The following is a 19,953-nucleotide window of genomic DNA, read 5'->3' on the forward strand; positions in this document are numbered from 1 at the left end:
CCCAAGGGCTGAGCCTTCAGCCCTTGGCGGCTCCACACAAAAAAAATAATCGGAGATTTCATGAACACAATAAAACGTGACATCAGCCCTTGGTCGCTGATGTTGACCGGTCTCGGCTCCATCATCGGCTCAGGATGGCTCTTTGGGGCCTGGCATGCTTCGGCCATTGCCGGGCCGGCTGCGATCCTGGCTTGGATCATCGGTGCCGCGGTCGTGCTGGCGATCGCCCTGACATACGCAGAAATGGGCGCCATGTTTCCGGAGTCCGGTGGAATGGTGCGATATGCACGGTATTCCCATGGATCGCTGGTCGGCTTCCTGGCCGCATGGGCAAACTGGATTTCCATCGTTGCCGTCATTCCCATCGAGGCGATTGCCTCGATCCAGTACATGGCCTCCTGGTCATTTCCCTGGGCAAGAGAGTTGGTGCACCAGGGCGAACTGACCACCAGTGGACTGGTCGGCAGTGCAGCATTAGTGATGGTGTACTTCGGCCTCAATTATTGGGGGGTGAAGCTTTTCGTGAAGACCAACACGGCGATCACGGTATTCAAACTGGTGGTGCCTGCATTAACCGCTGTGGCCCTGATGGCGACGAGCTTTAACACCGAGAACTTTGGTGACGGTTCAATATCGAGCTTTGCTCCCTATGGCTGGTCAGCCGTCTTTACGGCCGTGGCAGCCAGCGGCATCGTTTTCAGCTTCAACGGATTTCAGAGCCCTGTGAGCCTCGCGGGTGAAGCCCGCAATCCTGGGCGTAGCATCCCGTTTGCTTTGATCGGTTCGGTGGTGATCGCGTTGATCATCTACGTGGCGCTGCAGATTGCCTTCATCGGCGCGGTAAGCCCAGAGAGCATTGCATCGGGCTGGCACAACCTGAACTTTGATTCGCCATTGGCGCAACTTGCACTGGCATTGAACCTCAACTGGCTGGCGATGCTGCTCTATCTGGACGCGTTCGTGAGTCCATCGGGTACGGGGTCGATCTATACCGCGACTACCGCTCGAATGATCTACGCGATGGAAAAGAACAACACGCTCCCCAAAATTTTCGGCAACCTCCATCCACTCTATGGTGTCCCGCGCCAAGCGATGTGGCTGAACCTGGCAGTGAGCTTCATCTTCCTGTTCTTCTTCCGGGGGTGGGGCACGCTGGCTGCCGTGATCTCAGTCGCGGTGATCATTTCGTTCCTGACCGGCCCGATCAGCCTGATGTCATTGCGAGTCCATGCACCCGAGGTCAAACGTCCCCTGCGATTGAAAGGCATGGGCATCATTGCTCCATTCGCCTTCATCTGTGCGTCCCTGGTGCTGTACTGGGCTCGCTGGCCATTGACAGGCCAGGTCATCCTGCTGGTGATCGGTGCTCTGCCCATTTATTTCTACTACCAAGCCAAAAGCGGCTGGTCGGGGTTTGCTCGTGAGCTTCGAGCCGCGATCTGGTTGATCGGCTATCTGCCGGCGATGGCGCTGGTGTCCTACATCGGAAGCGAAGCATTTGGAGGAATTGGCATCTTGCCTGAGGGCGTGGATATGGCAGTGGTAGCAGCTGTCGCGTTGGCTTTCTACCGGCTGGGAGTCAGCAGTGGCTATCGCACTCCTTATCTAAGCGAAAGCGTCATCTGGCAGAACAACGAGCCTGCGGATGCAGCACTTCCTGCTCAGCCGTCTGATCAAAGCCCTTCGTTGGCCAAGTAATAGGAGATTTCAAGCATGAGCAATGACCAAGAGTTTGAGCAGCGCCTCAAGCAGTGGCGGCATACCTTTCATCGCCACCCTGAAACCGGATTCGAAGAGTTCACCACTTCGGACGAGGTCGCCAAAATCCTCACCGATTTAGGGTTGGAAGTGCATAGGGGAATAGGCGGAACAGGCTTGGTCGCAAGCCTCACCGTCGGAAATGGTGCTGGGGTTATTGGGCTTCGCGCCGACATGGATGCCCTGAACATCACTGAACAAGTGGCAGGGCGCGATCATGCTTCCTGCAACCATGGAAAAATGCATGCCTGTGGCCACGACGGTCACATGGCCATGGTTCTGGGGGCGGCAGAGCTTCTCTGCCGTGAGCGAGACTTCAACGGTACCGTCAGGTTTGTCTTCCAACCAGCGGAGGAACATGGTCGCGGTGCGAAGGCGATGATGGCGGATGGTTTGTTCGATCGCTTTCCGGTTGATGCTATCTACGGTGCTCACAACATGCCGGGCATGCCAGCAGGTCACATCGCGACGCGTGTCGGCGGGATCATGGCTAGCGAGGATAATTTCGTCATCCAGATCCAGGGGCGAGGCACGCATGCTGCCAGGCCTCACATGGGCATCGACCCCATGGTGATCGGTGCCGAGATCGTGTTGGCCTTGCAGACCATCGTTTCGCGGAACGTCGATCCTAGCTTGTCTGCTGTGATTTCCTGCACCGAGTTCATCACCGACGGTATTCGCAACGCTATTCCCACGCATGTCACGATTAAGGGGGACACCAGGAGCTACAGCCCTGATGTCCAGCGTCTGCTCGAGAAACGCATGCGGGAAATCAGTGAAGGCATCTGCCACATGCATGGCGCGACGTGCGAGTTCGAGTACACCCACGAGTTCGCACCTACGGTGAACTGGGCGAAGAACACGGAAATTGCCGTTGCTGCTGCACGCAATGTTGTGGGCGAAAAAGCGGTCAACCCTGAGGTGTCACCAATGATGATCTCGGAGGACTTCGGCGCGTTCATTCAGAAAGTGCCAGGGAGCTTTGTGTTCATCGGCAATGGTGCGGAAGGGTTGGACGGAGCGACACCACTGCATAATGCCGGCTACGACTTCAACGATGAGATATTGGCTACCGGTGCGAAGTACTTTGCCGAGCTGGTGAGAGTCAGCCTTCCCAGCAGCAACACGAAACTATCGGGAAGCCGTCAGTCGTGAATTGCCGCTTCTGACCGTTTTCTGCGCCATCGACAATGTTTGGGGGGCTCTCAAGTGCATGGTTCTGAAACGTGCTAGTAAAAACCAATACGATAGGATGTCAGGTGCAGTGCAAAGAGCTGGTCAGATCAATGCAAGCGGGTGGTCAACTGGAGTGCAATTGCCGACGTAAGAGCGGCAATGAAAGTTTCAGAAGGCAGGGTATTGAGCTGGAGCGCTTGAATTGAGGTTGACCGTTTGGTGTGCGTGACACCAAACGGTCATTGCTTCCTTTCACGATTCACGAGCCTATTATTCGGTTCGGAGCGGCATCCATTCGGTGAGACAGATCCTCACCATCCGTTCAGACGAGACCAATGGCTGATTTCTCCATTTTCCTCTAAAGCCTCGTAGGCTTGGTATTGAGCTCCCGTGGCGCAGGCATGGTTGGGCAGAATGCGCAGTCGGGTTCCAATAGGAAACTGCTGCTCGATGTCTAACTTTTGGCCTTCCTCGAAAGACGCCACACCGTGTTCCTGGTTGGCTGAGCGCAACTGAAGCCCATCGATCAGCTTGCCCTCTGCATTGCATACCAGGCCGTAGCCGAAATCGCATTGTTGGGACTGCGTGCCCCGGTCGCGACTCATCGCCATCCAGCCGGAGTCGGTGATTATCCAGCCCTTATCTGGCTGATGGCCGATCACGGTGGTGAGGACGCTCAAGGCCAGTTCGTCCAACTGGCATACGCCGACATTGTGCATGACCAGATCGAAGAAAACGTACACGCCGGCACGGAGTTCGGTGACGCCATCGAGGTGAGCGGCGGACAATGCGGTGGGCGTTGAGCCGACACTCACCTCCTGGCACGGCAAGCCCGCAGACCGAATGGCCTCAGCAGCCTTCACGCATTCAGAACGCTCAATCTCCGCAATTTCCTGAAGCGCCTCAAGGGTGTTCAGCTTGTAGCTTTCGCCGGCGTGAGTCATCACGCCTTTGAGCACAGCGCCACCGTCGTGAAGGATTCTGGCGATCTCGATCAGCACAGGATCGTCACTACGAACACCCGAGCGGTGATGGTCACTGTCAATCTCGATGAAAACCTCAAACTGCTCGCCATGGGCGTGGCAAAAGTCGGTGATTGCTCTCGCGCCTGTAATGCTGTCAGTGACAATCGTCAGGGAACAACCAGCGCGGCGCAGTTCCAGCGCGTGGTTGAGCTTGGTGGGGGCCATTGCTACGGCGTAGAGAACGTCGGTGATGCCTTGGGCAAAAAAGGCCTGAGCTTCCTTGAGTGTGGAAACCGTTATGCCTTGGGCTCCAGCCTTCACCTGGGCTGCTACCACCTGCTCACATTTGGTGGTTTTTACATGCGGCCGTAGCCGTACGCCCAGACTATTTGCCTGGTTCTGCATGCGTTGGATGTTGTGCTGCATGCGGCTTACATCTACCACGGCTACGGGGGTATCGAGGGAATCAATGGAGGTAGTCATTAGCTAGATCTCGCGGGTGCCTGTGTGTTTGCAACTCTACGCAGTACGGTATATTTTTGGTTAACGGTTACTTAAACAAATGTTAAGAACTACTTAATGATTACGTTCTCCGATCTCGAACTGGTGACGGCAATTTCTGTTTCCGGCTCATTGAGCGAGGCCGCTCGCAAGCTAAGAGTCACCACGGCAGCCCTCTCGATGAGACTGCGAAAGCTCGAAGCGGAGTTGGGCATGAAGCTCGCCAGCCGAGACTCCAGACGCTTGGCGTTGACCGAGGATGGAGAACGCATGGCCGAGGAAGGCCGACGGTTGCTGCAGGCGTTGGAGGAGCTGTCGGATTCAATGGTGGCAGACGACGAGCGCCTTCAAGGAGTGATCCGCCTATCTGCACCGTTTGGCTTTGGGCGGTTGCGTTTAGCCCCCTTGCTGGCAAGGTTTGCAAAGCTCCACCCTAAACTAAGAATTGAGCTCGACCTGCGAGAAACCCCTTGGCCGGATCGGAGCAATTGCGATGCGGTAATCCACATTGGCTCCATCAGCGACAGCTCATGGACTGCCCAAGTGTTGGCATCCAATGAACGATGGTTGTGTGCCAGCCCGTCGTATCTGAAAGAGAATGGAACCCCGAAAGCTCCTGAAGACCTGGCGGCTCACCGGTGTATTTGTATTCGTGAGAATGACGAACACGCGACGTACTGGCACCTGCGCAAGGATAATGAGAGCAAGTCTCTGCGAATTTTTCCGAGCATGGTCAGCAATGATGGCGGAGTGGCGCGCAGATGGGCCGAGCAGGATCTTGGTTTGGTTCTGCGTTCGCAATGGGACGTGGTTGACTCGATTGCCCAGGGAACCCTGATCCGCGTATTGGCGGACTGGGAGTTCGAGACCGCTCCGATTCTTTTGCTGATACCAACCAGAAAAAACAGATCCCGTAAAATACAGGCTCTTGCTTCTTTCTTGAGTGAATCAATCAAAACGAAAGGCACCGAAAAAAGCCGTTCGTAGGCTGTTATCGTCCTCTCATTGAAACCTTCTACTTTTGCTGGATATCTTCACTATGAAGAAAACGACCCCCGAGCAACAAGCGCTGATCAGTCAGCTGGAGCAAATTGCAGAAGGCTTAAGTCAAACCTTCAGTCCGTTCTGTGAGGTTGTATTACACGATCTACGAGATCCAGAGCACGCAATTTTGGCCCTTCACAACAATCTTTCAGGAAGGGAAGTAGGGCAACCTGCCACTGAGCTCGGACTTGCTAGGATCGCAGATCCTGCTTACCCACAAATCATTGCCAATTACCCAAACCAATTCAAAGATGGGCGTCAAGCCAAAAGCACGTCCATTGGCATCAAGGACTCCACCGGGCGGTATGTAGCAGCGCTCTGCATGAACGTTGACCTCACCTTGTTCAGAGGTTTGCAGGGTATGCTTGATCAGTTCGGTTCATTCAGCAGCGACCGTCCACATGAGTCGCTTGAGTCAAGCGGCGCGGACACGATACGGGCGAAGATAGATCACTTTGCTGCGCGCTTAGCCACCACCCCTCGTGCCCTGAAGGCCGCTGACCGGAGAGTCCTGCTTCAAGAGCTGAAAGAGTCTGGGTTGCTTGAAATTCGAAAGGCCATGGAGACGGTGGCTTCTCACCTGGGTGTATCTCGCGCAACGGTTTATAGCGACACGAGGTGATCAACACCTCGTTACGCTTTCGATCAAACAGGGCAGCCTTTGGCTCTTAGCAACGCATTGAAGCGATCTGGATCAAGGGCATCTTCCTCAATCCCTTTGAGGATAGCGGCCTCACGTTCTAGGAGTTGTTGGCAGCGTTCGTAAACTGTCGCGAGTTGCTCCTGTCCTATCGCCACAACACCATCGGAATCGCCAACCACCAAGTCACCTGGATTTACCACCAAGCCGGCGCACGACACTGGAACATTGATCTCGCCGGCACCGTCCGTGCTTGGGCCGCGGTGAACACAACCAAGCGCAAAAATCGGCATCTTGCCGTCCAGCCAATCGTCTCGGTCACGAAGTACACCGTTCACAACGATGCCAGCGATCCCTGCTTTGAGGGCCATCGCACGCATGATTCCACCAATGATGGCTCTGGTCTGATCTCCACTTCCGTCCACCACCAGAATATCGCCAGGGCGCGCCATCTGAATGGCTTTGAGTGTCATCAAGTTATCGCCGGGGCGAACTCGCACGGTAATCGCTGTTCCGCACATATGGCCACGGCCGTGAAACGGGCGAAGACCTAACCCGCCTACGTTGCGGCCCAAACAGTCACTGATGATAGCGCTGGGAACTTGGCTGAATGCAGCGAGCCACTCTTCGCCTACAGCGACTGGTGATGAGTTGATTTGAAAGCCCGTAGGCCAAGCTTCATTCGACGCGACATTGAGCATCATCGATCTCCTCTGAAATGCCAGAAATGGACGTACCTTCAGCGCTCTAATCAGCGTTGGTCTCAATACGTGCGACAGCCTCGATCTCAATCAGATAGCCATGGTGCAGCTCTGGCACCGGTACTACGGCGCGAACAGGGCGATGGCTGCCCAACATTTCGGAATAAATCCGGTCGAAGGCTGGCCAGTGCTTCACGCCTGCGACGTACACGGTGACTTTGACCAAGTCGGAGGCATTGCAGTCTGCGGCATGCAGAATGGCCAGCAGGTTGTTCAGTGCAACTTGTGCCTGTTCGGTGAACGACGCCTCAATGTTGTGAGAGCCATCCGGACTCACGGGAAGCTGGCCAGAAATGTACAGCGAGCCTTGGTGAATAACCGCTTGCGAGTAGTGACCGGCAGGTTGGGAAGCCGCATCGGTGCTAACAATTTTCATAAGTGACCTTGTATAGGGTGGAGCCGACGCAGCAGGCGATGCTCACGGCGTCAGCTCTTGGATGTATCAATGAGCGTTTGTGAAGGCTGCTTGAACCTTGCCAGGCTCGGTGACGCCGCTGGCGATCAGCAGTTGGGGCTCTTTTTAGAGCAATGTTTTGATTAAACGGTTTGAGGCGTTTTCTCAGCATCGATTGCTGTTTCGACTTCTTCCTCATCACCGTGCCGTCCGATAACAGCTGTCGCGACGCCGCAGCCAAAAACGTTGGTGGCGGTGCGCCCCATGTCCAGGATTGGGTCAACGGCGAGTATGAGAAGCAGGCCTGCTTCTGGAAGGCCGATCATTGGCAGGCCCGCAGCCAGGACGACCAGTGAGCCCCGAGCTACACCTGCCGTGCCTTTGCTGACAACCAGCAGCGTCAGCAGCACCATGATCTGGTGGGAGAAGGTCATTTCAATGTTGTAGGCCTGGGCGATGAACATCACGATGAAGGCTTGGTACATCATCGAGCCGTCCAGGTTGAATGAGTAACCCAACGGTAGGACGAAGCTGCTCACGCGCTTGTTGGCACCGAATTTGTCCATGGCAGCAATGGTTTTCGGGTAAGCAGCCTCACTGCTCGCGGTAGAGAAAGCGATCAGCAATGGCTCACGCATGTGCCTAAACAGGTCTTTGATGCGGGAGCCGAGTGCCAGATAACCGGCGAGCGTAATCAACGACCAAAGTAGTGTTAGGCCCAGGAAATACTGCCCAACCATCTTGCCAAAGGTAACGACCATTTCCAGACCATGCACGGTGATGGTGGCGGCGATGGCTGCAAATACAGCCAATGGAGCCACATACATCACGTAGTCGGTAACTTTGAACATGACATTGGCCAACTCTTCAAGCATATCCACGATGATGGACTTGCCTTTGCCCTTGACGAACGCCAATGCTGAGCCGAAGAACAGGGAGAACACGACGATCTGCAGTACTTCGTTCGTCCCCATTGCCTCAATAATGCTTCGAGGGAATACATGGGTGAGGAAGATCGGCAGGCTAAAGCCGGAGGTGTTCAAGCCCGTGTTTACAGCTTCACCGCTCACTGTCAGGTTCAGCCCGACACCTGGCTGGAAAATATTGGCGAAGAGCAAACCGATGGACAGGGATATCAGGGAGGCGATCAGGAACCAAGTGATGGCTTTAAAGCCGACACGGCCCATCGAACCGTTCCCTGACATGCTGGCAACTCCGGTCACAAGGGTGGCAAGTACCAGCGGTGCGATAACCATTTTTATCAGACGTAAAAACACGTCAGTGACCAGGTTCAGGTATCCGGAAATTTCTTTCGCGGCCGCAGCATCCAGCTGACTGTGAAGCGTGCCTCCTAGGACTACGCCGAAAATCATCGCGATAACAATCGCTTTAACGAGAAGGCGGCTTTTCATGTGCACCTCTTTTTATAGTGGCCAAATTTATGGCCATATTGTCTGGGCTAAATGTATGTTCATTAAATTTAGGCAAGGCGATGCCGTCAGGCGCTGTTGAGCGCCTGGTTATTCAGCAGATAAAGCTATTTATCCTTAGGACTGGAGAAACTTTCCAAGCTTGTCGATATCAATATTACCGCCAGTAATGATGACGCCGACCCGTTTGCCTTGGAGCTCATCCTTGAACTTTCTTACTGCGGCAAGACCCAGACATCCGGTGGGTTCGACCACAATTTTCATGCGCTGAACAAAGAACTTCATTGCAGAAATCAGTTCTTCGTCAGTGACGGTTACAATCCGGTTCACACCATTCAGAATAATTGGGAAGGTGTAATTGCCCAGATGCTGTGTTTGAGCGCCATCAGCGATGGTGTCAGGGGTGTCGATGTGAACAATCTCACCTGAATTGAAAGATTGCTGTCCGTCGTTACCTGCTTCAGGCTCAACGCCGATCAGAGTGCACTCTGGTGCCAGTGCGCGCGTCGCCAAGGTGGTTCCAGACAGCATGCCGCCGCCACCCAGACCCACAAATAAGGCGTCCAGTTGACCGACGCTTTCGAACAGTTCCTTGGCGGCAGTACCCTGGCCGGACAGAACGTCTGGATGATCGTAGGACGGGATCAGCGTCATACCATGCTTGGCGGCCAGCGCCCGACCGATAGCCTCGCGGTCTTCGGTATAACGGTCGTAGAACACAACCTCGGCGCCATAGCCTTTCGTAGCCGCGACCTTGGCTGCCGGAGCGTCAGGTGGCATGACAATGGTGGCCGGGATCTTCAACAGCTTGGCCGCCAAAGCGATGCCTTGTGCGTGGTTCCCCGAAGAGAACGCTACAACACCGCCTCGACGTTGCTCTTCGCTGAATTTAGCGAGCGAGTTGTATGCCCCTCGGAACTTGAAGGAGCCGGTACGTTGGTAGTTTTCGCATTTGAAAAATACCTGTGCACCGACTTCCTCATCGATCGTACGAGAGGTCAGAACAGGCGTGACGTTGGCTGCTCCCTCAAGTCGCGTAGCCGCGTCGACTACGTCTTGATAAGTTGGCAGAGTGATTTGCATAGCAAAATGTCCTCAAAGATTTACCACGGCCAAGAAATATCGTGGCCAATACCTTCGATATTGGCTTGCTTGAACAGAAGCTGAGCAACTGTCAGGTCTTGCAGCGCCAATCCCGTCATGTCGAAGAGGGTGATGTCATTGGCACTACGGATGAATTCGACTTGCCCTGTCAGCAGGTCACCGATTTCAGTTACTGGTGAAGCCGCTGCCCATTGCGTTTCGCCGAGCTGGCGAGCTTGAGCTTGATCGTCGACAAAGACTTTGGCCTTGGGCAGAAGCCCTTCCGGCGCTTCCCGTTTGCCCTTGGTGTCTGCACCCACGCAGTTGAAGTGCGTACCGGGTTGGACGGCTTCCATGTCAAACAGTACCTGTCCTCCGGGCGTTGCTGTGATGACTACATCACTTTGGGATACGGCATCGTTGGCCGATGCGCTGTGGCGCACAGAGACGCGCTCTGAAAACTGCGATTCAAATTGGGCACTCGGTACGCCATCTGCCGTCAGATAGGTGACATGCTTGATGCCGGACATCACGCGAAGTGCGTAATCCACTTGAATACTGGCCTGTACGCCGGTGCCGAAAACGCAGAGTTGCGAGCTGTCCCGACGAGCAAACATCTCCAGACCCAAGGCCCCGGCAGCACCTGTACGGAGTGTCGTAATGGCATTGCCATCAATGACACACAGTGGCCGTCCGGTCGCAGGATCAATCAGTAGGATGGTCGCTTGATGAGGCTCACCTTGCTGGGCACGGTTGGCGGGCCAGAAACCGGCTGCTTTGAATCCAAGCACGCCCTCGTTGGCGATACCACCGGATTTGATTCCAAAGACGCCACCCGTACTCAGCGCTTCGCGAACAACCGGGAAGACTTGGCCATCTCCTGCGCTGTGCAGGTAGAAGGCTTCGCGAACGGCGAAGAGGATCTGCTCGGGTAGCACTAGGGCGTTGACACAGTCCCTATCCAGCAGTTTTAGCGTTTCAATCTTGAACATTATGCGCGCCTGGTACGACAATTCGTTCAGACACATTATCCAGAACTAGACGAACTGTAAAGTAAAGGCGTAGCCGTCTGTCATGAGAGGGCGACCAATCAGCTGAAAATTAGACAGGTTGGAAAGATGTCCCGTGGCGCTGGTAGGCGCTGGCGCGAAAGGGCGAATGCATTGCGGCTGAACGCACATCGTATGAGGCGGCGACGCGATGCTGCAGCTGCATTTCGGGGATGGAGAACACAGCCTGATCATGCCCGCTAAGGACGCGACGCCAGAGGAGATTCTAGAACCGGTTGAGCGGTTAGGGCTCACTCGGATTGAGGCAGTGGGTCATTCCAGTTGACCTGGGCTCACCCACCTTTCGTCAGCGAGATCAGCAACCCTTGTTGACAGAAAAATGCATCAGGAGAATACTCGCCTCAAGATTCATATATATGACTAGATAACAAGGTGAATAAAGTCGATGAACTCCTTATCCAGTGATGTCCGGCTACCGCTTTATCAGCGCCTGCGAGATCAGTTGGCTGAACAGATTGCCAACAATCGTTGGCGTCCCGGGGAGGCCATTCCCACCGAGGCTGCACTTTCAGCGGAGTACCAACTGTCCACTGGCACCGTACGCAAAGCGGTTGACGCGCTGGTCAGTGAGGGCGTTCTGGAGCGTCAGCAAGGTCGAGGCACTTTCGTTCGCCGACCTCAGTTTCAATCTTCGCTGTTCCGATTTTTCCGCTTCCAGACTGCCGCGGGCGAACGCCAGGTGCCGGAGAGTCGCATCTTGTCGATTGAGCCGGTGGCCGCACCCTCGGCGGTGGCCCAAACGTTAGGCCTGCCAATTGACGCACCGGTTATTCGCATTGTTCGCGTACGTCTTCTCGATGTTCAGCCGGTACTTGCCGAAGAAATCTGGCTTCCTCGCAGCCGGTTTCAGCCGCTGCTGGAAATTGACCTAAGCCGAAAAGGGCCATTGCTTTACCCGATTTACGAAGAGGTCTGCGGTCAGGTCGTCGCCTCTGCCGAAGAAACACTCACTGCCGAGTCTGTAAACGACGTGCATGCGCGATTGCTGCAAGTACCGGTCAACAGTCCCGTGGTCGTGATCGAGCGTCTGGCGCGTGACTACGCCGGGACGCCTCTGGAATGGCGTCGCTCCCGTGGGCATGCCGAGCATTTCCGTTACAGCGTGGATATTCGCTAGCGCCTTGCCTCAATAGCGGATCGCTCATCGGCGCCTGATCTGCGCCGTCTTCATCGTCTTGCTTGCCATGCCTGGCCTCTTAGCGGCGCGGTTCGCTTTCGGCTGCCTCACGTTTCACTTATAAGGATAAGAAATCATGTTCAGCTGGTATCGCCAAGTCACTCCTCGGGAGCGCAAAACGTTTTGGGCCTGCTTCGGCGGATGGTCGCTGGATGCTCTGGAAGTACAAATGTTCGGCCTGGCCATTCCGGCGTTGATCGCTGCGTTCGCACTGACCAAGGGCGATGCCGGGCTGATCAGCGGCGTCACGCTAGTCACTTCGGCCATCGGCGGATGGGTAGGGGGGACGTTGTCCGACCGCTACGGCCGGGTGCGTACGTTGCAGTGGATGATTTTGTGGTTCTCTTTCTTCACCTTTCTGTCCGCCTTCGTCACCGGGTTCCATCAGTTGCTGATGGTCAAGGCACTGCAAGGCTTCGGTATTGGCGGTGAGTGGGCCGCCGGCGCGGTACTGATGGCCGAAACCATCAACCCGAAATATCGCGGCAAAGTGATGGGCACCGTGCAAAGTGCCTGGGCCGTCGGTTGGGGCCTGGCGGTCGGGGTATTTGCACTGATTTATACGTTCGTACCGCAAGACATGGCCTGGCGTGTGATGTTTATCGTAGGCCTGCTGCCGTCATTCCTGATCCTCTGGGTACGCCGCAATGTCGAGGAGCCCGACAGCTTCCAGCGTTTGCAGAAAGAACACGCCATTCCTCAGAGTTTCTTCAAATCCCTTGCCGGTATTTTCCGTCCTGAGCTGATCCGCGTAACGCTGTTCGGCGGGTTGTTGGGCCTGGGCGCACACGGCGGATACCACGCCGTGATGACGTGGCTGCCGACATTCCTCAAGACCGAACGCAACCTGTCGGTGCTGAATTCCGGCGGCTACCTGGCCGTGATCATCTTTGCCTTCTGGTGTGGCTGCGTCGTCAGCGGATTGTTGATCGACCGCATTGGCCGCCGCAAAAACATCGTGCTGTTCGCCCTGTGCTGTGTGGTTACCGTGCAGTGCTACGTGTTCCTGCCTCTGACCAATACCCAAATGCTGTTCCTCGGTTTTCCGCTTGGCTTTTTCGCGGCGGGCATTCCGGCCAGCCTCGGTGCACTGTTCAATGAGCTGTACCCGGCGGATGTGCGCGGTGCTGGCGTGGGGTTTTGCTACAACTTCGGCCGAGTGCTCTCTGCGGTGTTCCCGTTTCTGGTCGGCCATATGAGTGACTCCATGTCGCTGGGCTCGGCCATTGGCATCGACGCCGGGATCGCCTATGGCGTGGCGGTAGTCGCGGCCCTCTGCCTGCCGGAAACCCGTGGTCGCAGTCTCGAAGCCACAACCTCATCCGTCCCGGTTAACGGCGAGAGCGCCCGAGCGTGATGATCCTTACTTGCGATAGATGAAACCCATGTCTGATACCTGTTCAACATCGATCACTGGCATCGATTCCCATGCGCATGTCTTTAGTCGGGGACTAAGCCTAGCCGCTACACGGCGCTACGCTCCTGACTACGATGCTCCGCTTGCCGAGTATCTGAACCACCTGGGTAACCATGGTTTGAGTCATGGCGTATTGGTGCAGCCGAGCTTTCTCGGTACCGACAATAGCTACCTGCTGGCGGCGTTGAGGCAAGCGCCGGAGCAGTTGCGAGGCGTCGTGGTGCTGGAGCCAGGCGTCAGTCGCGCGATGTTGGATGAGATGGATCACCTGGGCGTGGTCGGCGTTCGCTTGAACCTGATGGGCAAGGCGTTACCTGATTTTCGTAACAGTGCCTGGAGAGAGTTTTTCAGCCACATCGCTGATCTTGACTGGCATGTCGAATTGCATCGGGAGGTAAAGGATCTACCGGGACTGATCCATCAATTGATGCCGTTCGGCTTGAAGTTGGTGATTGATCATTTCGGCCGGCCGGATGCCCGTTCGGGCGTCGATCAGCCCGGGTTTTGCGAGTTACTGGAATTGGGCTCGAAAGGGTCGATCTGGATGAAGGTATCAGGAATCTATCGTTTGGGAGGTACGCCGCAACAGAACATCAATTTCGCTCGAATGGCATTACCGCTGTTGGAACAAAGTTTCGGCCTTCGCCAGCTTGTATGGGGCAGCGACTGGCCGCACACGCAGCATGAGCAAAGCATCGGCTTCGGCACAGTAATCGATCAGCTGCAAGCCCTGGAGTGTTCGACGCAGCTTAGTTATTCGTTGCTGGTGCAAGCACCTCGAAGGTTATTCGGTTTTGCAAAAGGCGAAAGCTGAAACTTACGCGTGCATTAGCAGATAACCATTCATCTCACCCGTTTATAACGAAAACATACAAAAAGTTTGAAGTGTGACGTTGCAGTCAAACCTCTCGTGCCGCATCGAGAAGTTCTGCACAGGGTCAGCCTATTCCAATTACAAGAGAGTTGTTTCCATGAACAAGCCATTCAATGATGAAATTGAAAGTTCGACGATGCGCAAGTTGGGGTTTCGCCTGATTCCCTTTCTCGTACTCTGTTATTTCATCGCCTACATCGACCGAGTCAATATAGGCTTCGCTGCCCTGACCATGAACCAGGACATCGGCCTGACGGCCAGTGCGTTCGGATTCGGCGCCACGCTGTTTTTCGTTGCTTATGTACTTTGCGAAATGCCCAGCAACATGGCCATGGAGCGTTTCGGTGCCCGGCGGTGGATCGCGCGCATCATGATCACTTGGGGGATCGTCGGGTTCTGTTCGGCATTTGCGGTCGGGCCGATATCCTATTCGATTTCCCGCTTTCTCTTGGGTGCAGCCGAAGCCGGTTTCTTCCCCGGCGTCATTCTTTACCTCACGCAGTGCATCCCTAAAGCGTACATGGCTCGAATAGTTGCACTGTTCATGGTGGCGATACCACTCTCCAACTTTCTCGGCTCACCTGTGTCGGCACTGCTGTTGCAAATGGACGGCCTGGCAGGCCTCAAGGGATGGCAGTGGTTGCTTATGCTTGAAGCAATTCCCGCCATCACTCTGGGATTGCTCGCGCTGAAGGTATTGCCAAATCGACCAAGCGAAGCGAAATGGTTGACTCAGCAGGAACAGGATTGGCTGAGCGAGCAACTGAGCAACGATAAGGCCACGCGCGCAAGCACAATTACTCAGCCCGTTCATAGCGTAGCCAGCACCCTCAAGGCCGTGTTTACCAACAAATATGTATGGGTACTTTCGATTATCTACATGGGCAGTTCGGCAACCAGCAATACGCTGTCGCTGTGGATGCCGCAGATCCTGAAATCCTTCCATCTGTCCAACATGCAAACAGGTCTGCTGAACATGATTCCGTTCGGCATGGCCGCCGCTTTCATGATTTTCTGGGGGCTGCGTGCGGACAAGAGCGGGGAGCGGATTAAGAGCACTGCTATACCGCTGGCCATTACTGCAGTGAGCTTCGCGGCTACGCTGTTCACGGACTCCCTGACCATCACGCTGATATTGCTGACGCTCGTATTGATGGGTAACTATGCGATCAAGGGGCCGTTCTGGGCACTTTGTTCCGAATCCCTGCCGCCGGCGACTTTGGCCACCGGGATTGCCGCGATCAATACCTTTGCCCACTTGGGTACGGGCGCCATGAGTTCAGTGATCGGAGTACTGCGTGATCAGACCGGGAGTTTTCCTATCGCACTGATGCCGCTCTGTGCATTGACCGCGATCGGTTCACTGTTGGTGTTTCTAATTGGCAAACAGAACCGTCGTGCGAAGCAAATCGCTACGGTCAGCAGTTAACCCATTCCTGCTGAGGAGGCTTGGAATTGGCGGGCCTCCTCGTTGCCTGTGATCCACTTTTCAAAATGTAGCGCTGTTCAGCAGCGAGGTGATTCCAGCGCTCACTTTGGGTAGCAGTCTATAGCTTGTTGCCGCAGCTATAGGAATGGCGGGTGGCTACGCGCTCTGGAACATAGGCATCTTGCGCGGAAATCTCACCTTGCTGGCGACGGCCTCCTACGTCGCACCCGTGCTGTCATCGGCATTTGCTTCAGTATGGTTGGGCGCTGTGTTGAATAAACAGTTTTGGCAAGGGGGCGGTGCTAGTTACAGCGGGATCGCTTATCTGTTGGCAAGCTACTCGACAGCGAAGTGATTCAGTATGAGCGCTGGGTGTTGGGAGCTTCATACGACGTTCGCTTCCTGACAATGTTAGCGTTTAAGTTAACTAGGTTCTGCTTCTCGTCTTGCTGCTCCTAAGTAGGTGAGTACGTGCCACCTCCATGATTCAAACTATTGGGCAAAAGATGACGCAGGACACTTATCCTAATTTCAAATTGCTGTTTTTGGTGTATTGTTAGGAGACTAACTACATAGAGATCTATCATGTCTAAGCTTGCAGAATTCCGTCAGCTCGAAAAACATCTGGCCGAGCAGCTCCAAGCTCTCGAAGCCTTGAAAGACGATGCTGGCCTTAAAAAAGAAATTGAATTTGAGTCCAAGCTGCGCGCGTTGCTGGCTGAATACGGCTACAGCCTGCCGAACGTCATCAACCTACTTGATCCACAAGCTGGCCGCCGTCGCGCTCCAGCCGTTGAGTCCAAAGCCGGCAGCCGTAAGCCTCGCCAGGTAAAAGTTTACAAAAATCCGCACACCGGCGAAGTCGTCGAAACCAAAGGCGGCAATCACAAAACGCTGAAGGAATGGAAAGCTGAACACGGCTCCGCGACCGTTGAGTCCTGGCTGACCAAGTGATCTTGGTTTGAGTACAAAAGGGCCCTTTTAGGGCCCTTTGTTGTTGAATAGATGTTGAAATGGCGGCTTAGCAGACTGGCTAAATTGCCTCCTCCAAAACCAATTCTGGCGGCTGGTTACGAAGCCCGCCTGTTAGGAAGATCAAGTAAACAAAGCCGATCGCCAGCCACGATAAGCCCAGCACCACAGCTTTGTGATCCAAGCTGAACATCAGCCAAAGATCAGCAACCATTCCTGCGACTGGAAGCATCAGGTACAGAACAAAAGCCTGAAACCCTCGGCGCTTTTCGGTGCGCCAGTAGTGGAAAACTACAGACAGGTTGACCAGGATGAAGGTCAGAAATGCGCCGAAGTTGATGAACGAGGTCGAGGTTGTCACATCCATGTTGAGAGCAAGCAAGGCTACTACTGAGCTTAGTATCAAGCACCAGACTGGGGTGCCAAAGCGTGGAGAAAGGTAGCCGAAGAAAGCTTTCGGCAGCACCGAGTCTCGTCCCAGCACGTACAGCAGTCGCGATCCGCTCGCCTGAGCAGCAATGCCGGATGTGAACTGTCCAAGTACTAATCCAATCAGGAAGATCGAGACGAACAGGTCACCTCCGATGTTGCGCGCGATTTCGTAGGCAGCAGAATCTACGTTTTCAAACTCAAGCGATGGCTGAGCCAGTTGCACAACATATGAGGTGCCTACAAAAATCAATCCACCGATCAAGGTTACCCAAAGAATTGCCCTTGGCATATTGCGCTCTGGATTATGAGTTTCCTCAGTCAGGGTACTGACAGCGTCGAAGCCAAGATACGAATAGCATGCGATGGCTGCGCCACTCATGATCAGTGGCCATTGAATGCCTCCGCTTACAAACGGCGCCAAGCTGAAAAGTGGTTTTGTAGGGTCTCCAAGGGTGTAGTGGATGCACATAACCACAAACGCCCCCAAAATTAGTACCTGCAATAGCAGCAGTAGAATGTTCACAGCCGTGGCCAATTTAAGGCCCACGATGTTGATCAGCGTTGTCAGCCCAATAAACGATAGCAGCCACACGAACCCAGGTACCCCAGGAAAAGCAGAGCTGAGATACGCTGTCCCGATCAACCATATCGCCATTGGTAGGAATAGATAGTCCAAGAGGATGGCCCAACCCGTCATGAAGCCAAGGCGTGCATCGATCGCCTTGCGTACGTAGGTATACGATGATCCAGAAACGGGGAAAGCTCGGGCCATGTGGGCATAGCTCAGTGCCGTCAGCAACATGGCTACAAGGGCAGCAAGATAAGCCGTCGGAACATGTCCTCCACTCGACTGCGCCAAGATTCCAAACGTGCCAAGCACGATGATAGGGGTCATGAGCCCGACCCCGAAAATCACTAGGGTGCTCAGCGACAAGGTGCGTTTTAAGTTAGCCATTGACGTCTCCGATTATGTTTTTATCGTCCGCCAGGAGCGGCCGGATATACGGCAGATATTGCTAAGAAGTGGACTTTATTATTTGTTGTTGGAGTGCCTATTTATGCTTGGGGATAATTAACTCGCGGCGCTCACCTTCTTCCCAGAATTGGCCGTCCAAGCGCATTCGTTGATCGTTGTCGTAGATGTAGGGAATCCGTGCCTTAGCAAGCAAAGATGTGTCCAAGGACATGTGAATACGTGCTTCCTCTCTACCTGCTTCAACCAATAGGTCACCAAAAGGATTCACCACAGCAGAGCCACCGGCAAACACCAACCCGTCATCGCTACCGCCGACCCGGTTAACCATGACTGCAAACGCTTGATTCTCTAAAGCTCGGGCCATGATGCAGGTACGGTGCGTTGGCCCATACGGATCGAAGTTGCCATTGGTTACTATCAGCAACTCAGCACCTAATTGCCCAAGCGCCCGGGCTGTTTCGGGAAACTCGATGTCGTAGCAAATCAAGAGGCCGACCCGGATCCCGTTCCACATCCCAGTGACCATACGGTCTCCTGGCTCAAACACATCCCGCTCACCCGACCAAAGATGTGTCTTGCGATAGTGGAGAGAGACCCCTTCATTGGGGGTAATCAATACGGTGGTGTTATAGAACCGGCCATCGTCAATTTCGGCTAAACCCACGGCCACTGATATGCCCTTTTTCTTCGCCGCTTGATGGATAGCTTTTACGCTTGGGCCGTCGAGAGGTTCAGCGATTTGGGCAACGTTGGCTTTGGTGGGAAATCCCGTCAGATACGTTTCTGGTAGAACCAATAATTCCGTTTCGCTGGCGCACGTTTCGATGATTTTCAGCGCCCGAGCGAGGTTGTATGCGGTATCACCGTCGCGCCCAGTAATTTGGGCTAACTCAACATTCATTCATGATCTCCACTAGACATTGATCAGGCCTCAGCCTGTGATGCTGCGGTATTATGGCTAGCCGCCGCTCGCGCGGTAATCGCACGAGATAGGTAATCCTAAGGAGTGACAATGACCCCTACTTTGCAAGAGATCGCCTGGCACCGAGCTTTTGGCATTCTCATCGAATCCATCGACCAGCCAGGTTTCTGGCAGGCTGTGGTGAGGCGAGTGGGTGATGTCCTTCACTTCGATAACTGGGTCGCACTTCTTTTTCAGGATGGCCGTCCCTATTTGTTGGCGGAATCTACTGCACCCGGTGGTGGCCCAGATCCACTGTTCCAAGACTACTTGGGCGGTATCTATCTGATAGACCCGTTTTACCGTGTGAACTGTGAAGATGCGCGCAGTGGGTTGTTTCAGCTTCGGGACGTTGCGCCGGATTGTTTTGAGGACACGGATTACTACCAACGCTACTTTCATCTGAATGTGGTAGCCGACGAGATCCAGTTCAACTGCCGCTTGGATGAGCGGCGTTTAGTTTGCCTGTCGTTCGGATCTCATCGCAGGATTGCTGATGAAGAGGTTGCTTGGCTGACTCTGATGCAGCCTTGGTTGTTAGCCTTGATGAGGCAACGTATGGCTTACGAGCGGCAAGATCTTGCAGGTGTTGAACCGAATGATGGGCTTGATGGGTTGAGGGCTGCTCTGACTTCGCGAGAGTTCGACATTTGCCAGCTCATGCTGAGCGGGCACTCCAGCAAAGGAATTGCCGACAAACTTTTAATCTCGGTCGATACAGTGAAAACACACCGGCGTCACATTTACAGCAAGCTGAACATCAAAACCCAGTCAGAGCTTTTTGCCAGCTTCCTAAACAGTCACGCCTGAACGGTATGTCACCAAATTTTCAAGGCTTTGGGCGCGACGAAGGAAAGTCGGATAGGCCTATATTCTTCCAACGTTAAAGCTGT

19 protein-coding genes are annotated in these 19,953 nt (G+C 54.4%); 11 read left to right on the top strand and 8 right to left on the bottom strand.

The window, feature by feature from the left end; genetic code table 11:
- Nucleotides 1–60: 60 nt before the first annotated feature.
- Together ACEN8E_RS13765 and ACEN8E_RS13770 are read left to right on the top strand one after the other, a co-directional pair.
- Nucleotides 61–1,698, top strand: a complete 1,638-nt coding sequence (locus ACEN8E_RS13765) for an APC family permease (RefSeq protein ID WP_495593092.1) — start codon at nt 61–63, stop codon at nt 1,696–1,698.
- 15 nt (nt 1,699–1,713) lie between these two features.
- Nucleotides 1,714–2,913, top strand: coding sequence for a M20 aminoacylase family protein (locus ACEN8E_RS13770; protein WP_495593093.1), 1,200 nt, complete (start codon nt 1,714–1,716; stop codon nt 2,911–2,913).
- Nucleotides 2,914–3,245: 332 nt separating this feature from the next.
- Here the strand turns inward: ACEN8E_RS13770 and ACEN8E_RS13775 are convergent, their stop codons facing one another.
- The gene (locus ACEN8E_RS13775) at nt 3,246–4,382 is read right to left on the bottom strand and encodes a DSD1 family PLP-dependent enzyme (RefSeq protein ID WP_495593094.1); all 1,137 of its coding nucleotides are present in this window, start codon (nt 4,380–4,382) and stop codon (nt 3,246–3,248) included.
- Nucleotides 4,383–4,478: 96 nt separating this feature from the next.
- Here ACEN8E_RS13775 and ACEN8E_RS13780 point away from each other — a divergent pair, with 96 nt between their 5' ends.
- Complete coding sequence (locus tag ACEN8E_RS13780) at nt 4,479–5,387, top strand: LysR family transcriptional regulator (RefSeq protein WP_495593095.1); 909 nt, start codon at nt 4,479–4,481, stop codon at nt 5,385–5,387.
- 52 nt (nt 5,388–5,439) lie between these two features.
- Complete coding sequence (locus ACEN8E_RS13785; protein ID WP_495593096.1) at nt 5,440–6,066, top strand: helix-turn-helix transcriptional regulator; 627 nt, start codon at nt 5,440–5,442, stop codon at nt 6,064–6,066.
- Between the two features lie 23 nt (nt 6,067–6,089).
- Here ACEN8E_RS13785 and ACEN8E_RS13790 read toward each other — a convergent pair whose 3' ends face one another.
- The 5 genes from ACEN8E_RS13790 to ACEN8E_RS13810 form a co-directional block, all read right to left on the bottom strand.
- Nucleotides 6,090–6,788: an RraA family protein gene (locus ACEN8E_RS13790; RefSeq protein ID WP_495593097.1), complete on the bottom strand. Its 699-nt coding sequence runs from the start codon at nt 6,786–6,788 to the stop codon at nt 6,090–6,092.
- Nucleotides 6,789–6,831: 43 nt separating this feature from the next.
- Nucleotides 6,832–7,221, bottom strand: coding sequence for a RidA family protein (locus ACEN8E_RS13795; RefSeq protein WP_495593098.1), 390 nt, complete (start codon nt 7,219–7,221; stop codon nt 6,832–6,834).
- A 161-nt stretch (nt 7,222–7,382) separates the two neighbouring features.
- The gene (locus tag ACEN8E_RS13800) at nt 7,383–8,651 is read right to left on the bottom strand and encodes a dicarboxylate/amino acid:cation symporter (protein ID WP_495593099.1); all 1,269 of its coding nucleotides are present in this window, start codon (nt 8,649–8,651) and stop codon (nt 7,383–7,385) included.
- 135 nt (nt 8,652–8,786) lie between these two features.
- Complete coding sequence (locus ACEN8E_RS13805; RefSeq protein WP_495593100.1) at nt 8,787–9,752, bottom strand: threo-3-hydroxy-L-aspartate ammonia-lyase; 966 nt, start codon at nt 9,750–9,752, stop codon at nt 8,787–8,789.
- 20 nt (nt 9,753–9,772) lie between these two features.
- Nucleotides 9,773–10,744 (bottom strand): ornithine cyclodeaminase family protein, encoded by a 972-nt coding sequence (locus ACEN8E_RS13810; protein WP_495593102.1) that lies wholly within the window; start codon nt 10,742–10,744, stop codon nt 9,773–9,775.
- 463 nt (nt 10,745–11,207) lie between these two features.
- Here ACEN8E_RS13810 and ACEN8E_RS13815 point away from each other — a divergent pair, with 463 nt between their 5' ends.
- From ACEN8E_RS13815 to ACEN8E_RS13840, 6 genes are all read left to right on the top strand, one after another.
- Nucleotides 11,208–11,939: a GntR family transcriptional regulator gene (locus ACEN8E_RS13815; protein WP_111453331.1), complete on the top strand. Its 732-nt coding sequence runs from the start codon at nt 11,208–11,210 to the stop codon at nt 11,937–11,939.
- A gap of 136 nt (nt 11,940–12,075) precedes the next feature.
- On the top strand, nt 12,076–13,356 hold the full coding sequence (locus ACEN8E_RS13820; RefSeq protein ID WP_495593103.1) for an MFS transporter: 1,281 nt from the start codon (nt 12,076–12,078) through the stop codon (nt 13,354–13,356).
- Nucleotides 13,357–13,384: 28 nt separating this feature from the next.
- Nucleotides 13,385–14,230, top strand: coding sequence for an amidohydrolase family protein (locus ACEN8E_RS13825; protein ID WP_495593104.1), 846 nt, complete (start codon nt 13,385–13,387; stop codon nt 14,228–14,230).
- A 157-nt stretch (nt 14,231–14,387) separates the two neighbouring features.
- Nucleotides 14,388–15,719 (top strand): MFS transporter, encoded by a 1,332-nt coding sequence (locus ACEN8E_RS13830; RefSeq protein ID WP_495593105.1) that lies wholly within the window; start codon nt 14,388–14,390, stop codon nt 15,717–15,719.
- Between the two features lie 145 nt (nt 15,720–15,864).
- Nucleotides 15,865–16,074 carry a hypothetical protein gene (locus tag ACEN8E_RS13835; protein ID WP_495593106.1) on the top strand — a complete coding sequence of 70 codons (210 nt, stop codon included), beginning with the start codon at nt 15,865–15,867 and terminating at the stop codon, nt 16,072–16,074.
- 230 nt (nt 16,075–16,304) lie between these two features.
- Nucleotides 16,305–16,673 (top strand): histone-like nucleoid-structuring protein, MvaT/MvaU family, encoded by a 369-nt coding sequence (locus ACEN8E_RS13840; RefSeq protein ID WP_495593107.1) that lies wholly within the window; start codon nt 16,305–16,307, stop codon nt 16,671–16,673.
- 79 nt (nt 16,674–16,752) lie between these two features.
- On the opposite strand, the gene ACEN8E_RS13845 is transcribed toward ACEN8E_RS13840, so the two are convergent.
- On the bottom strand, nt 16,753–18,078 hold the full coding sequence (locus ACEN8E_RS13845; RefSeq protein ID WP_495593108.1) for an APC family permease: 1,326 nt from the start codon (nt 18,076–18,078) through the stop codon (nt 16,753–16,755).
- Nucleotides 18,079–18,175: 97 nt separating this feature from the next.
- Nucleotides 18,176–19,000, bottom strand: coding sequence for a carbon-nitrogen hydrolase family protein (locus ACEN8E_RS13850; protein ID WP_495593109.1), 825 nt, complete (start codon nt 18,998–19,000; stop codon nt 18,176–18,178).
- A gap of 111 nt (nt 19,001–19,111) precedes the next feature.
- Here ACEN8E_RS13850 and ACEN8E_RS13855 point away from each other — a divergent pair, with 111 nt between their 5' ends.
- The gene (locus ACEN8E_RS13855; protein WP_495593110.1) at nt 19,112–19,870 is read left to right on the top strand and encodes a response regulator transcription factor; all 759 of its coding nucleotides are present in this window, start codon (nt 19,112–19,114) and stop codon (nt 19,868–19,870) included.
- Nucleotides 19,871–19,953: the final 83 nt, after the last annotated feature.

Source organism: Pseudomonas sp. Pseusp9 (genome assembly GCF_059491265.1).